At 60.3% G+C, this 15,026-nt stretch carries 13 protein-coding genes; all 13 read right to left on the minus strand.

Annotation, left to right across the window (positions count from 1 at the left end; all coding sequences use genetic code 11):
* Positions 1–39: 39 nt before the first annotated feature.
* The 13 genes from nuoL to OQ248_RS21750 all read right to left on the minus strand — a co-directional run bounded on the left by nuoL (position 40) and on the right by OQ248_RS21750 (position 15,019).
* Positions 40–1,893, minus strand: a complete 1,854-nt coding sequence (gene nuoL / locus OQ248_RS21690; RefSeq protein WP_119428974.1) for an NADH-quinone oxidoreductase subunit L — start codon at positions 1,891–1,893, stop codon at positions 40–42.
* On the minus strand, positions 1,890–2,198 hold the full coding sequence (gene nuoK / locus OQ248_RS21695; RefSeq protein ID WP_003180046.1) for an NADH-quinone oxidoreductase subunit NuoK: 309 nt from the start codon (positions 2,196–2,198) through the stop codon (positions 1,890–1,892). Before nuoK ends, nuoL begins: the two co-directional genes overlap by 4 nt.
* Positions 2,199–2,201: 3 nt before the next feature.
* Positions 2,202–2,702 carry an NADH-quinone oxidoreductase subunit J gene (gene nuoJ / locus OQ248_RS21700; protein WP_085690004.1) on the minus strand — a complete coding sequence of 167 codons (501 nt, stop codon included), beginning with the start codon at positions 2,700–2,702 and terminating at the stop codon, positions 2,202–2,204.
* Between the two features lie 9 nt (positions 2,703–2,711).
* Positions 2,712–3,260 carry an NADH-quinone oxidoreductase subunit NuoI gene (nuoI, locus tag OQ248_RS21705; protein ID WP_007951461.1) on the minus strand — a complete coding sequence of 183 codons (549 nt, stop codon included), beginning with the start codon at positions 3,258–3,260 and terminating at the stop codon, positions 2,712–2,714.
* Between the two features lie 11 nt (positions 3,261–3,271).
* Positions 3,272–4,279: an NADH-quinone oxidoreductase subunit NuoH gene (gene nuoH, locus OQ248_RS21710; protein WP_007951460.1), complete on the minus strand. Its 1,008-nt coding sequence runs from the start codon at positions 4,277–4,279 to the stop codon at positions 3,272–3,274.
* A complete protein-coding gene (nuoG, locus tag OQ248_RS21715) occupies positions 4,276–6,990 on the minus strand; it encodes an NADH-quinone oxidoreductase subunit NuoG (protein ID WP_265813957.1) in 2,715 nt (904 codons plus the stop codon). Before nuoG ends, nuoH begins: the two co-directional genes overlap by 4 nt.
* Positions 6,991–7,128: 138 nt before the next feature.
* Positions 7,129–8,484 (minus strand): NADH-quinone oxidoreductase subunit NuoF, encoded by a 1,356-nt coding sequence (nuoF, locus tag OQ248_RS21720; protein ID WP_064380702.1) that lies wholly within the window; start codon positions 8,482–8,484, stop codon positions 7,129–7,131.
* Complete coding sequence (nuoE, locus tag OQ248_RS21725) at positions 8,481–8,978, minus strand: NADH-quinone oxidoreductase subunit NuoE (RefSeq protein ID WP_003223804.1); 498 nt, start codon at positions 8,976–8,978, stop codon at positions 8,481–8,483. Before nuoE ends, nuoF begins: the two co-directional genes overlap by 4 nt.
* Before the next feature lie 2 nt (positions 8,979–8,980).
* A complete protein-coding gene (gene nuoC / locus OQ248_RS21730) occupies positions 8,981–10,765 on the minus strand; it encodes an NADH-quinone oxidoreductase subunit C/D (protein WP_085712391.1) in 1,785 nt (594 codons plus the stop codon).
* Positions 10,766–10,835: 70 nt separating this feature from the next.
* On the minus strand, positions 10,836–11,510 hold the full coding sequence (locus tag OQ248_RS21735; protein ID WP_007951456.1) for an NADH-quinone oxidoreductase subunit B: 675 nt from the start codon (positions 11,508–11,510) through the stop codon (positions 10,836–10,838).
* A gap of 10 nt (positions 11,511–11,520) precedes the next feature.
* The gene (locus tag OQ248_RS21740; RefSeq protein WP_003223812.1) at positions 11,521–11,934 is read right to left on the minus strand and encodes an NADH-quinone oxidoreductase subunit A; all 414 of its coding nucleotides are present in this window, start codon (positions 11,932–11,934) and stop codon (positions 11,521–11,523) included.
* 545 nt (positions 11,935–12,479) lie between these two features.
* Positions 12,480–13,805 (minus strand): isocitrate lyase, encoded by a 1,326-nt coding sequence (gene aceA / locus OQ248_RS21745; protein WP_039767419.1) that lies wholly within the window; start codon positions 13,803–13,805, stop codon positions 12,480–12,482.
* 476 nt (positions 13,806–14,281) lie between these two features.
* Positions 14,282–15,019 carry a secretin N-terminal domain-containing protein gene (locus OQ248_RS21750; protein WP_265813958.1) on the minus strand — a complete coding sequence of 246 codons (738 nt, stop codon included), beginning with the start codon at positions 15,017–15,019 and terminating at the stop codon, positions 14,282–14,284.
* Positions 15,020–15,026: the final 7 nt, after the last annotated feature.

Genomic DNA, 15,026 nt, shown 5'->3' on the forward strand with positions numbered 1-15,026 from the left:
GACGGGCTCGTTTCCTTTCGCAAATTCGCAAGGTTCATATCAGACCGCTACCAGCACGACAGCGCCGATTACCAGTACGGCACCAGCAGCCATCGAAGCAGCGTACCAACGCAGTTGACCGGTTTCGGTACGGCTCAGGGCAGTGTGACCACCCTTGGCCATACGCGGGATCAGACCGATGGTCTGGTCGAGCGGGTCTTTGCGCAGCATGTGGCTGATCGCAAGGTACGGCTTCACGAACAGTTTGTCGTAGATCCAGTCGAAGCCCCAGGCAGCGAACCACCAGGCCGAAAGGAGACGGCCGATGCCGCTGTTGGCAATCGCAGTCACGAAGCGACGCTTGCCGAGGAACAGCACCGCCGCCAGCAGGATACCGGCCAGGGCGATGGCGCCCGAGGCGATTTCCAGGCTGTGCTTGGCTTCGCCACCGGCATGGCCAACGCTCTCAGGCAGTACGCCGTGCAGCGGTGGAACGATCATGGCACCGACGAAGGTCGACAGCACGATCAGCACCGACAGTGGCAGCCAGTGAGCGATGCCGTGACCGGCGTGAGCTTCGGTCTTGGCTTCACCGTGGAACGCGATGAAGATCAGGCGGAAGGTGTACAGCGAGGTCATGAACGCACCGACCAGACCGGCGTACAACAGACCGTTGTGGCCGCTGGCGAACGCTTCCCAGAGGATTTCGTCCTTGGAGTAGAAACCTGCTGTCACCAGCGGCAGGGCAGCCAGGGCGGCACCACCGACGATGAAGCTGGCGTAGGCCAGCGGCAGTTTCTTCCACAGGCCGCCCATCTTGAAGATGTTCTGCTCGTGGTGGCAGGCAACGATCACCGCACCGGACGCAAGGAACAGCAGGGCCTTGAAGAAGGCGTGGGTCATCAGGTGGAAGATCGCGCCTTCCCAGGCGCCAACGCCCAGCGCCAGGAACATGTAGCCGATCTGGCTCATGGTCGAGTAGGCGAGGATACGTTTGATGTCGGTTTGAACCAGTGCGGCAAAACCTGCCAGAACCAGAGTCACACCGCCGACGATGCCGACCAGGTGCAGGATATCCGGCGCCAGGGCGAACAGACCGTGGGTACGGGCGATCAGGTAGACACCCGCAGTAACCATGGTTGCAGCGTGGATCAGTGCCGAAACCGGGGTAGGGCCGGCCATCGCATCCGCAAGCCAGGTCTGCAGCGGCAGTTGAGCCGATTTACCGACCGCACCACCCAGCAGCATCAGGGTTGCCAGCACGATCCAGAAATCGCCGACCTTGAAGTGCTCAGGCGCCTTCACCAGTAGTTCCTGGACGTTCAGCGTGCCCAGTTGCTGGAACAGGATGAACAGGCCGATTGCCATGAACACGTCGCCGATACGGGTGACGATGAAGGCTTTCAGTGCGGCGTTACCGTTGTTGCGGTTGCTGTAGTAGAAACCGATCAACAGGTACGAGCACAGGCCCACGCCTTCCCAACCGAAGTAGATGAACAGCAGGTTATCGCCCAGCACCAGGAACAGCATGCTGGCGATGAACAGGTTGGTGTAGGCGAAGAAGCGCGAGTAACCGGCTTCACCGCGCATGTACCAGGAGGCGAACAGGTGGATCAGGAAACCCACGCCGACCACCACACCGAGCATGGTCACGGACAGGCCGTCCAGGTACAGGGCGAAGTTAGGCTGGAAGCCTTCCACCGAGATCCACTTCCACAGTACGTGGACGTACACGCCACCTTCCGGTGGAGCGACGTTGAACTGCCAGATCACGTAGGCCGCGACGATGGCAGACAGGCCGATGGAGCCGACCCCGATCAGCGCCGACAGGTTTTCCGAGAGGCGGCCGCGGGAGAACGACAGCAACAGGAACCCGATCAGGGGGAATACGAAAGTCAGAAAGAGTAGGTTCATCCGCGCATCTCACTGGCAGCGTCGATATCGAGCGTGTGGAAGCGGCGATACAGTTGCAGCAGGATCGCCAGGCCAATACTGGCTTCGGCGGCTGCCAGGCTGATCACCAGGATGAACATGATCTGTCCATCCGGTTGCGCCCAGCGGGCGCCCGCAACGATGAAGGCCAGTGCAGAGGCGTTCATCATCACTTCCAGACTCATCAACACGAACAAAATGTTGCGGCGGACCATCAGGCCGACCAGACCAAGGCAGAACAGGATGCCGGCAACCGCCAGACCATGTTCGAGAGGGATAGCAGGCATGTCTTACTCCTTCGCCTCGTTACGGCCCAAATGGAACGCCGTGACGGCTGCAGCGAGCAGCAGCATCGAGGCGAGTTCGACCACCAGCAGGTACGGGCCGAACAGGCTGATGCCCACGGCTTTCGCGTCCACGGTGGTTTGACCGATGGCCTGACCGCTCTGGTGAGCGAACAGCACATACAGCAGTTCGGCCAGCAGCAGGGCGGCGAGAATCACCGGTCCTGCCCAAATGCCGGGCTTGAGCCAGGTGCGTTCCTGCTGAACCGAGGCCGGGCCCAGGTTCAGCATCATCACCACGAACACGAACAGCACCATGATGGCGCCGGCGTAGGCGATCACTTCCAGCACGCCGGCGAACGGAGCGCCGAGGGCGAAGAAGGTCATGGCCACGGAGATCAGCGAAATGATCAGGTAGAGCAGGGCGTGCACAGGATTGGTGTTGGTGACCACACGCAGTGTGGACACAACAGCGATACCCGATGCGAAATAGAAAGCGAATTCCATCGTTCTTCCTTAAGGCAGCAAGCTCTTCACGTTGATCGGCTCGGCTTCGTTTTGTGCGGCGCCTTTCGGCTTGCCCGCAACGGCCATACCTGCAACACGATAGAAGTTGTAATCAGGGTTTTTGCCGGGGCCGGAGATCAGCAGATCTTCTTTCTCGTACACCAGGTCCTGACGTTTGAACTCGGCCATCTCGAAATCCGGCGTCAGCTGGATCGCGGTGGTCGGACAGGCTTCCTCGCAGAGACCGCAGAAAATGCAGCGCGAGAAGTTGATACGGAAGAAGTCCGGGTACCAGCGACCGTCTTCGGTTTCAGCTTTCTGCAGCGAGATGCAACCCACCGGGCACGCCACGGCGCACAGGTTGCAGGCTACGCAGCGTTCTTCGCCATCGGGGTCGCGGGTCAGGACGATACGGCCACGGTAGCGTGGCGGCAGGTAGACCGGCTCTTCCGGGTATTGCAGGGTGTCGCGTTTGCGAAAGCCATGGCCGAAGACCATGACCAGGCTGCGCAACTGGGTACCGGTACCCTTAACGATGTCGCCAATATATTTGAACATGGGTCAAATCCTCACTGAACCGCAACTGCAGGCGTGTTCCACAACACGATTGCAGCGGTCACCAGCAAATTGATCAGGGTCAGTGGCAGGCAGAATTTCCAGCTGAAATCCATCACCTGGTCATAACGCGGACGCGGGATGGAAGCGCGCAGCAGGATGAACAGCATGATGAAGAACGCGGTCTTCAGTGCGAACCAGACGAAGGACAGTTGCGGCAGGATGCCGAACGGACCGTGCCAGCCACCGAAGAACAGGGTGACCAGCAGCGCCGAGATCAGGATGATGCCGATGTATTCACCGACGAAGAACATGCCCCATTTCATACCGGCGTATTCAATGTGGTAACCGTCGGCCAGTTCCTGTTCCGCTTCCGGCTGGTCGAACGGGTGACGGTGAGTCACGGCCACGCCAGCGATGAAGAAGGTACAGAAACCGAAGAACTGCGGAATGATGAACCACAGGTTCTGCGCCTGGTACTCGACGATGTCGCGCATGTTGAACGAGCCGACCTGCACCACGATGCCCATCAGGGCCAGGCCCATGAACACTTCGTAGGACACGGTCTGCGCCGAGGCACGCAAGCTGCCCAGCAGGGCGAACTTGTTGTTACTCGACCAGCCGGCGAACAGCACCGCGTAGACCGAGAGACCGGCCATGGCGAAGAAGAACAGCAGGCCGATGTTCAGATCCGCCACGCCCCAGGTCGGGGTGATCGGGATGATCGCGAACGCGATCAGCAGGGCGGACATGGCCACGACCGGTGCCAGGGTGAAGATCACCTTGTCGGCAAACGGCGGGGTCCAGTCTTCCTTGAAGAACATCTTCAGCATGTCGGCAGCGATCTGGAACATGCCGAACGGGCCGACGCGGTTCGGACCGTAACGGTCCTGCCACCAGCCCAGCAGGCGACGTTCGACAAAGCTGAGCAACGCGCCTGCGACCACAACGGCCAGCAGGATCACGATGGCTTTGATGACCGTCAGGATCACATCGATCACTTCAGGGGTGAACCAGGTCATTGCGCTGCCTCCTGCAGACCATCAACGGATACGCCGGCGAATGCCGGTGGAATGCCGGCGATGCCCGCAGGCAATGCCACCAGACCTGCGCCCAGCTCTTCATTGATGCGCAGCGGCAGACGCAGGGTCTGGCCGGCAACGTTGAGGCTCAGCAGTGCACCGTCGTTGACGCCCAGGCGGTCGGCTTCGGACTTGGCCAGAGCAACGTAGGCCGCCGGAATGCGTTCCTGAACCGGAGCGGCTTTCGAAGAGTTCTCTTCGCTGCCGAACAGGTGGAAGAACGGCACGGCTTGCCAGGTGCCCGGCGCCGGGTTGAATGCACGTGGCGCAGCAGCGAACCAGTTCAGCGAATCACCGGTGCTTTCGATCAGGCGGGTGCCTGGATCGCCAGCGCGCAGGTGACCACCGACTTCGTCCTGGAACTTGTTCCAGGCTTGCGGCGAGTTCCAGCCCGGCGACCAGGCAAAAGGAACCTGCTGACGCGGTTCGGCGGAGCCCGAGTAACCTTCCATCGAGAAGGCGAACGCGGTGTCCTTGTCTTGCGGGGTGCGCGGTTCGTGAACGCTGATGTTGGCGCGCATTGCAGTGCGGCCGGAGTAGCGCAGCGGTTCACGGGCCAGTTTCATGCCTTTGATGCGGAACGCGGCGGACGGTGCAGCGTCGACGATGCCGGCCAGTTGCGCGGTGCTCGAAGCAACGGCGGAGGTGACGTGGTCGAGTTGCGTCCAGTCGATCGGCTGGTTCAGCAGGGTGGCGCGCAGGGCGTGCAGCCAGCGCCAGCCTTCGTGGACCAGAATGCTCGCGTCCATGTATTGCGGGTCGAAAACCTGGAAGAAGCGCTGGGCGCGACCTTCCTGGCTGACCAGCGTACCGTCGCCTTCAGCGAAGCTGGCGGCTGGCAGAACCAGATGCGCGCGGTCGCTGGTAGCCGTTTTCTGATGGTCGGCAACGATCACTGTTTTCGCAGCATTCAGTGCCGCATCGACCTTGGCTTTCGAGGTACGGGTGTACAGATCGTTTTCCAGCACGACGATGGCGTCGGCCTTGCCGTCGATGACCGCTTGCAGCGCGGCATCAACCGATTCGCCACCGAGCATGGCCAGGCCGAGGCTGTTGGCTTCCGGCACGATCAGGCTGATCGAACCGTTCTTCTCGCGCAGCTTCAGGGCCTTGGCGATGTTCGCAGCCGCTTCGATCAGGGCTTTGGAACCCAGCGAAGTACCGGCGATGATCAGCGGACGCTTGGCAGCGAGCAGGGCGTCGGCGATGCGTTTGGCCAGTTCCAGGGCTTCAGCGTCCAGACCTTCGACGGCCGGTGCGCTGGCGTCCAGGGCGTGAGCCACGGCGAAACCGATGCGGGCCAGATCGTCCGGAGCGGCGTGTACACACTCCTCGGCGATGTCGTCGAGCTTGGTTTCAGCCAGGCTGGCGATGAACAGCGGGTTCAGCTCGTGCTGACCGATGTTCTTCACCGCAGCGTCGAGCCAAGGCTGGACGCGCATGGCTTCGGCCATGTCTTCGGCCTTGCCTTTTACCGACTGACGCAGGGCCAGGGCCATGCGGGCAGCGGTCTGGGTCAGGTCTTCACCGAGGACGAACACGGCGTCGTGGTCTTCGATGTCGCGCATGTTCGGCACTGGCAGCGGGCTGTCTTTCAGCACTTGCAGGACCAGACGGATGCGTTCCAGCTCGGAGGCTTCGATACCGGAGTAGAAGTGCTCGGCGCCTACCAGTTCACGCAACGCGTAGTTGCTTTCCAGGCTGGCACGGGGCGAGCCGATACCGACGATGTTGCGACCGCGCAGCAGGTCGGCGGCTTTGTCCAGCGCGTCGTCCAGGCTTAGTTTGGTGCCGTCGGCCAGCAGCGGCTGACGTGGACGGTCGGTGCGGTTGACGTAGCCATAACCGAAACGGCCACGGTCACACAGGAAGTACTGGTTCACCGAACCGTTGTAACGGTTTTCGATGCGACGCAGTTCGCCGTAACGCTCGCCCGGGGAGATGTTGCAACCGCTGGAGCAGCCATGGCAGATGCTCGGCGAGAACTGCATGTCCCACTTGCGGTTGTAGCGTTCGGAGTGAGTCTTGTCGGTGAACACACCGGTCGGGCAGACCTCGGTGAGGTTGCCGGAGAACTCGCTTTCGAGGGTGCCGTCTTCAACGCGACCGAAGTACACGTTGTCGTGGGCGCCGTACACACCGAGGTCGGTGCCGCCGGCGTAGTCCTTGTAGAAGCGCACGCAGCGGTAGCAAGCGATGCAGCGGTTCATTTCGTGGGAAATGAACGGGCCCAGTTGCTGGTTCTGGTGGGTGCGCTTGGTGAAGCGATAACGGCGCTCGTTGTGGCCGGTCATCACAGTCATGTCTTGCAGGTGGCAGTGACCGCCTTCCTCGCACACCGGGCAGTCGTGCGGGTGGTTGGTCATCAGCCATTCGACGACACTGGCGCGGAACGCCTTGGATTCTTCATCGTCGATGGAGATCCAGGTGTTGTCGGTGGCCGGGGTCATGCAGGACATGACGATGCGACCACGGGTGTCGTTCTCGTCGGTGTACTGCTTGACCGCGCACTGGCGGCAGGCCCCGACGCTACCAAGCGCGGGGTGCCAGCAGAAATAAGGGATGTCGAGGCCCAGCGACAGACATGCCTGTAACAGGTTGTCTGCCCCGTCGACTTCGAGCGCTTTGCCGTCTACGTGGATAGTGGCCATGGTTCAAAGGTCTTCGTTGGCCCGGTGTCAGCGGGCGTGGCTAATGGAATCTTGTTATCCGTCCGAATCCAGTCAGCCCCGAAAGGCGTCATCGGACGAAAGGCGAAGGGCACGGACCCTTCGCCTTTTTTTAAGCGTTTACGCGCCGACTACAATCGGCTTCGCCAGAGGCGGGACGGCGGCGCTTGCAGGCGCGATACCGGCTTCGAACTCTGGACGGAAGTATTTGATGGCGCTGCCCAACGGCTCCACGGCACCCGGTGCGTGAGCACAGAAGGTCTTGCCCGGGCCGAGGAAGTTGACCAGACCCAGCAGGGTCTCGATATCGCCTGGCTGGCCGCGACCTTGTTCGATGGCCATCAGCAGCTTGACGCTCCATGGCAGGCCATCACGGCAAGGGGTGCAGAAACCGCAGGATTCGCGAGCGAAGAACTGCTCCATGTTGCGCAGCAGGGACACCATGTTGACGCTGTCGTCCACCGCCATGGCCAGGCCGGTACCCATACGGGTGCCCACCTTGGCGATGCCGCCGGCGTACATTTGTGCATCGAGGTGTTCAGGCAACAGGAAACCGGTACCGGCGCCGCCTGGCTGCCAGGCCTTGAGCTTGTAACCGTCGCGCATGCCGCCGGCGTAGTCTTCGAACAGCTCGCGGCCGGTCACGCCGAATGGCAGTTCCCACAGGCCCGGGTTCTTGACCTTGCCGGAGAAGCCCATGAGCTTGGTGCCCATGTCTTCGCTGCCGTCGCGGGCCAACGATTTGTACCAGTCCACGCCGTCGGCGATGATCGCCGGCACGTTGCACAGGGTTTCAACGTTGTTCACGCAGGTCGGCTTGCCCCACACGCCAACGGCGGCAGGGAAGGGCGGCTTGGAGCGCGGGTTGGCGCGGCGACCTTCGAGGGAGTTGATCAGTGCGGTTTCTTCACCGCAGATGTAACGCCCGGCGCCGGTGTGGACGAACAGCTCGAAATCGAAGCCGCTGCCCAGGATGTTCTTGCCCAGCAGGCCCGCTGCCTTGGCTTCTTCCACGGCACGGTTCAGGTGCTTGGCGGCGGTGGTGTACTCGCCACGCAGGAAGATGTAGCCACGGTAGGTTTTCAGCGCACGGGCGCTGATCAGCATGCCTTCGATCAGCAGATGCGGCAGTTGCTCCATCAGCATGCGGTCTTTCCAGGTGTTCGGCTCCATTTCATCCGCGTTGCACAGCAGGTAGCGGATGTTGATGGATTCGTCCTTGGGCATCAGGCCCCACTTCACGCCAGTAGGGAAGCCTGCACCGCCGCGACCCTTGAGGCCGGCGTCTTTCACGGTCTGGACGATGGCGTCCTGATCCATGTCGGCAAAGGCCTTGCGCGCAGCGGCGTAACCGTTCTTGGCCTGGTACTCGTCGAGCCACACGGCTTCGCCGTCGTCACGCAGGCGCCAGGTCAGCGGGTGAGTCTCGGCCGAACGCTGGATGCGGTTGGCCGGACCGAAAGAAGTCAGGGTCATACGTAGCCCTCGAGCAGTTTGGCGACGCCGGCAGGCTGGACATCGCCAAAGGTGTCGTCATCGATCATCAGCGCCGGTGCCTTGTCGCAGTTGCCGAGGCAGCAGACCGGCAGCAGGGTGAAACGACCGTCGGCGGTGGTCTGACCCAGGCCTATCCCCAGGTTGTTCTGGATTTCGCTGACCACCGACTCGTGGCCGCCGATGTAGCAGACCATGCTGTCGCAGACGCGAATGATGTGACGGCCGACCGGCTGACGGAAGATCTGGCTGTAGAACGTGGCCACGCCTTCAACGTCGCTGGCCGGGATGCCGAGGATCTCGCCGATGGCGTACAGAGCGCCGTCCGGCACCCAGCCGCGTTCCTTCTGGACGATCTTCAAGGCTTCGATCGACGCCGCGCGCGGATCTTCGTAGTGATGCAGCTCGTGCTCGATGGCCGAGCGCTCGGTTTCACTCAGGGTGAAACGGTCTGTCTGGATAAGCGTGCTGTTCATGCTTAGCGGTCCACGTCGGCCATAACGAAGTCGATACTACCCAGGTACGCAATCAGGTCCGCGACCATGCTGCCTTTGATCACCGAAGGGATCTGCTGCAGGTGGGCGAAGCTCGGAGTACGGATCCGGGTACGGTAGCTCATGGTGCCGCCGTCGCTCGTCAGGTAATAACTGTTGATGCCCTTGGTCGCTTCGATCATCTGGAAGGATTCGTTGGCCGGCATGACCGGGCCCCACGAAACCTGCAGGAAGTGCGTGATCAAGGTTTCGATGTGCTGCAGCGTGCGCTCTTTCGGCGGCGGCGTGGTCAGCGGGTGATCCGCCTTGTACGGGCCTTCCGGCATGTTGCGCAGGCACTGGTCGATGATCCTGACGCTCTGGCGCATCTCTTCGACGCGAACCATGCAGCGGTCGTAGGCATCGCCGTTGGCGGCCAGCGGTACTTCGAACTCGAAGTTCTCGTAGCCGGAATATGGGCGCGCCTTACGCAGGTCGAAGTCGCAACCGGTGGAGCGCAGGCCGGCACCGGTGACGCCCCATTCCAGGGCTTCTTTGGTGTTGTACTGGGCAACGCCGATGGTACGACCCTTGAGGATGCTGTTCTGCAGGGCGGCCTTGGTGTATTCGTCGAGGCGCTTTGGCAGCCATTCAACGAAGTCCTTCACCAGTTTGTCCCAGCCGCGCGGCAGGTCGTGGGCGACGCCGCCGATGCGGTACCAGGCCGGGTGCAGACGGAAACCGGTGATGGCTTCGATCACCGTGTACGCCTTCTGGCGGTCGGTGAAGGTGAAGAACACCGGGGTCATGGCGCCGACGTCCTGGATGTAGGTACCCAGGAACAACAGGTGGCTGGTGATCCGGAAGAACTCGGCCATCATGATGCGGATGACGTCGACCTTCTCCGGCACCTTGATGCCGGCGAGCTTCTCGACCGAGAGCACGTACGGCAGGTTGTTCATCACGCCGCCGAGGTAGTCGATACGGTCGGTGTACGGAATGAAACTGTGCCAGGACTGACGCTCGGCCATCTTCTCGGCGCCACGGTGGTGGTAGCCGATGTCCGGAACGCAGTCGACGATCTCTTCACCGTCCAGTTGCAGGATGATACGGAACGCACCGTGAGCCGAAGGGTGGTTCGGACCCAGGTTGAGGAACATATAGTCCTCGTTCGGGCCGGAACGCTTCATGCCCCAGTCTTCAGGACGGAAGCGCGCGGCTTCTTCCTCGAGCTGTTGCTTGGCCAGGTTCAGGCTGAACGGATCGAATTCGGTGGCGCGCGCCGGGAAGTCCTTGCGCAGCGGGTGACCTTCCCAGGTCGGCGGCATCATGATGCGCGACAGGTGAGGGTGACCTTTGAAGTCGATGCCGTACATGTCCCAGACTTCGCGCTCGTACCAGTTGGCGTTCGGCCAGATGCTGGTGACGGTCGGCAAGCTGAGGTCGCTCTCGGACAAGGCGACCTTGATCATCACGTCACTATTACGTTCCAGCGACATGAGGTGATAGAACACGGTGAAGTCGGCGCCCGATGGCAGCCCTTGACGCTTGGTGCGCAGACGCTCGTCCACGCCGTGCAGGTCATAGAGCATGACGTACGGCTTGGGCAGGTTGCGCAGGAAAGTCAGGACTTCAACGAGTTTGGCGCGGGCCACCCACAGCACCGGCATGCCGGTGCGGGTCGGCTGAGCGGTGAACGCTTCGGCGCCAAAACGGTTGTTCAGTTCGACGACCACATCCTGGTCGTCTGCCTTGTAAGGCGGGATGTACAGAGCACTGCCTGTAGTCATGGTTATTTTTTCGCTTTCGGTCAACGTAAAGAATGAAGCCAGCTTCTCGTTTCTTTGAAACAGATCTGGATCAGACTTCGTCAGGGCTACGCAGATTGGTGACTGCGATTCGCTGTTCGCGGCGCTGTTCCTTCTGCGAAGGCATGTCGGCGCGATAAACGCCTTGATCGCCAACGACCCAGGAAAGTGGGCGACGCTCCTGGCCAATGGATTCCTGCAACAGCATCAAGCCTTGCAGAAATGCTTCTGGACGGGGCGGGCAGCCAGGTACGTAGACGTCCACGGGCAGGAACTTGTCCACCCCTTGAACCACGGAGTAGATGTCGTACATGCCACCGGAGTTTGCGCACGAACCCATGGAGATAACCCATTTCGGCTCGAGCATCTGCTCGTAGAGACGCTGAATGATCGGCGCCATCTTGATGAAGCAGGTCCCGGCGATAACCATGAAGTCGGCCTGACGCGGTGATGCCCGGATAACTTCGGCGCCGAAGCGCGCGATGTCGTGGGGCGCCGTGAAGGCGGTGGTCATTTCCACGTAGCAGCACGAAAGACCGAAGTTGTACGGCCACAGGGAGTTCTTACGTCCCCAGTTGACCGCGCCACTCAGCACGTCTTCCAGCTTGCCCATGAAAATGTTTTTGTGGACTTGATCTTCTAACGGATCGGAAACGGTTTCCCGCTGGCCGATCGGATACTGCTCGTTAGGAGCATCGGGGTCGATTCTGGTGAGATTGTATTGCATTGCCAAAGCCTCATTGTTTCAGCTTCGCCTGCCGCTTGCGACGAGCTTCCGGAGCCCAGTCAAGGGCGCCCACTCGGAACAGGTAGACAAGACCTGCCAACAGAATTGCTATGAAAACGAGAGCTTCGACGAATCCGGTCCAGCCGCTTTCGCGGACGGACACAGACCATGCAAAGAGAAAGAGGGCTTCGATATCGAAGATCACGAACAGCATCGCGACCAGATAGAATTTGGCTGAGAGCCGCAAGCGGGCGCCACCGGTAGGTAGCATGCCGGACTCGAACGGTTCGTTTTTGCTGCGGCCCCAGGCTTTTGACCCGAGGAGGCTGGAGACGCCGAGCATGAAGGCACACAGGCCGACTACACCCAGAAGGAAAATGGCAAAGCCCCAGTTGTGGGCCATGAGTCCTGTCGCTTCGGGCATGCTGGAAATCCTTAACAGAGAGCAAAGGTCTCTGAGCTTGATAAAGAAATAAGGCAGTGACGATATGTCGCAGCAATCAATCGCGCTGATTTTATGGCTAAACACCCTGCAAGTAAAATTCCTATAGCGAAATTATTTATTGGAATAAGGACATAGCGCACCTCTATGGCCCTGTAGCCCATGCGTTGCGGGCATTAGCCGGGATTTCACGAATTATGTTTTGTAGGAAATGTAACGAACATAGTTGCTGCTAAATGATAATTAATATCGTTTGGAGTGGTTTTGTAACTGTTTAGCGATTGGGCAGTTGGGAAGTTGTCTTATATCCGCGTTACTGCAAGTAGCGGCGGCGCCCGTTTTAACCGATTTTTGTGACGCGGATAGCGCTCTGGATCAATGTTTTGTCTGAAAGGCTGTGCCAGCTCTGGAGCGTTCAGCAAGTCGCAGGCAAAAAAAACGCCCCGAACCAGTCGGGGCGTCAGTCTTTCGGCTATGCGGTTAGCTTTCTATACGGTCCGCAAAGGCCGCTTACTCGGTGAAGTCGATCAGTGGAACTGTTCTTCTTCGGTCGAACCGGTCAGCGCGGTTACCGAGGACGTGCCGCCCTGGATCACGGTGGTCATGTCGTCGAAGTAGCCGGTGCCCACTTCCTGCTGGTGAGCCACGAAGGTGTAACCCTTGGCGGCGTCAGCGAATTCCTGCTCCTGCAGCTTCACGTAGGCAGTCATGTCGTTGCGGGCGTAGTCGTGCGCCAGGTTGAACATGCTGTGCCACATGTTGTGAATGCCGGCCAGGGTGATGAACTGGTGCTTGTAGCCCATGGCGGACAGTTCGCGCTGGAACTTGGCGATGGTCGCGTCGTCCAGGTTTTTCTTCCAGTTGAAGGAAGGCGAGCAGTTGTACGACAGGATCTGGTCCGGGTATTCCTTCTTGATCGCTTCGGCGAAGCGACGGGCTTCTTCCAGGTCTGGTTTAGCGGTTTCGCACCAGATCAGGTCGGCGTACGGCGCGTAGGCCAGACCACGGGCGATTGCCTGGTCCAGACCTGCACGCACCTTGTAGAAACCTTCCTGGGTACGGGTGCCGGTTACGAACGGCTGGTCGTACGGATCGCAGTCGGAAGTCAGCAGGTCGGCAGCGTTGGCGTCGGTGCGGGCCAGGATGATGGTCGGTACACCGGCAACGTCGGCAGCCAGACGAGCTGCGGTCAGCTTCTGTACGGCTTCCTGGGTTGGCACCAGAACCTTGCCGCCCATGTGGCCGCATTTCTTCACGGAAGCCAGTTGGTCTTCGAAGTGAACGCCGGCGGCGCCTGCTTCGATCATGCTCTTCATCAGCTCGTAGGCGTTCAACACGCCGCCGAAACCGGCTTCAGCGTCAGCCACGATTGGCGCGAAGTAGTCGATGTAGCCTTCGTCGCCCGGATTCTTGCCGGCTTTCCACTGGATCTGGTCGGCACGACGGAACGAGTTGTTGATGCGCTTGACCACGGTTGGAACCGAGTCCACCGGGTACAGCGACTGGTCCGGGTACATCGATTCGGCGGAGTTGTTGTCCGCAGCGACTTGCCAGCCCGACAGGTAGATTGCCTGGATACCGGCCTTGACCTGCTGCACAGCCTGGCCGCCGGTCAGGGCGCCCATGCAGTTGACGAAGTCTTTCTCTGGGCGGAAGGACGGCTTGGCACCCTGGGTGACCAGGTTCCACAGTTTTTCGGCGCCCATTTTTGCAAAGGTGTGCTCTGGTTGAACCGAGCCACGCAGACGGACGACGTCAGCAGCGGAGTAATTGCGAGTCACGCCTTTCCAGCGCGGGTTTTCAGCCCAGTCTTTTTCAAGGGCTGCAATTTGCTGTTCGCGTGTCAGTGCCATGGAGATAAACCTCGTCGCGTCTTTATGAAAAGTTGTTCTGCGGTGGAAAATTCCTTGCGCTCGCTGACCAGAAGCTTAGGTGGTCAGGTCGGGTTCGGCGGGGCAGGCGACGGGATGAACGATGGGCTCGAGGGGAAGTGAGCAGGTAAAGGCGAACTGGCGGGCGCATTGGGGCGTCGTGGGCCTTTGTGCGAACTACAGTGTAAAGCCGGGTTACCTAATTACGCTTCCGTCCCTCGGGACAACTTCGTTCCAGTCGGCAACCTCGTCAAACACACCTTGTGGGCGGTACAGACACGAAACGGCTCGCGGGGATGGGTGCGAGCATCGCTTCGAAGGCCCTTGCCAGGGCCTCTGATTAGCGGGAGCGAGGCCATCATGCCTTCGCTTTTTTGGCTCGTCAAACGTTTTGTAGTGCTTTTTTTCAAGCACTACATCTTTCGTCTAATACGACTAATCAGTCAGTTTTCGGTGCTTTAGTCCAACGTGTCGACTTTCACCCGCAACGTCATGTCATCCCGGCCTTGAGTCGAGTAGCTGCGGGCCAGGCCCTGTTTGTCGGCCTGAGTCTCGCGGTTCACGCCGGCGAGGGTGATCCATTCGCCCAAGCGTCCGGTGACGGTTGTGTCGGTGCTCTGCACGTTCACTACATCGGGACGTTCCTGGCTCATGCGGTCACGGTTGGTACTGATTGCCAGGTGAACGGTGTCGCCGGTGACGCTGGCAGTGACGTAGAAGCCTTGGGTGACGTTGCGATATTGGGTCTGGCTGCTGTAATCGCCGTAGGAGTTGGTCTGGCTGCTGGTGATCGGCACGCTCTGGCCGACCTGGATAAGCGCGGGTGCGCCTTCGCTGGCCTGAATCTGCTGAATGCCGCCGTCACGGCTGGCAGTGCTGTAGTTGATGATTCTGGTTTGTTGGTCGCCGGTGTTCTGCTGGTTGTTTTCGTTGGTGTCGACGGTGATCAGCAGGCGTTTGGGGGCGGTATCGAGCTGGGTGAGCAGGGCTTTCAATTCCTGGATCTTGTCCGGCTCGGCCTTGACGATCAGTTGGTTGCCATAGGCGCTGACCTGGCCGTCCTTGCCGATGAAGTCCTGAGCCACCGGCAGCATGTCGACGCTGGTGTGGTACTTGAGGGGCACGATTTCTGTGGCTGCCATCACCGAAAAACTGCAACCGAGCAGCAGGGTGGTGAGCAGGGTGCGTAGGGACATGTCCGTT

The sequence above is a fragment of the Pseudomonas sp. COW5 genome (assembly GCF_026240005.1).
GTDB lineage: Bacteria > Pseudomonadota > Gammaproteobacteria > Pseudomonadales > Pseudomonadaceae > Aquipseudomonas > Aquipseudomonas kribbensis.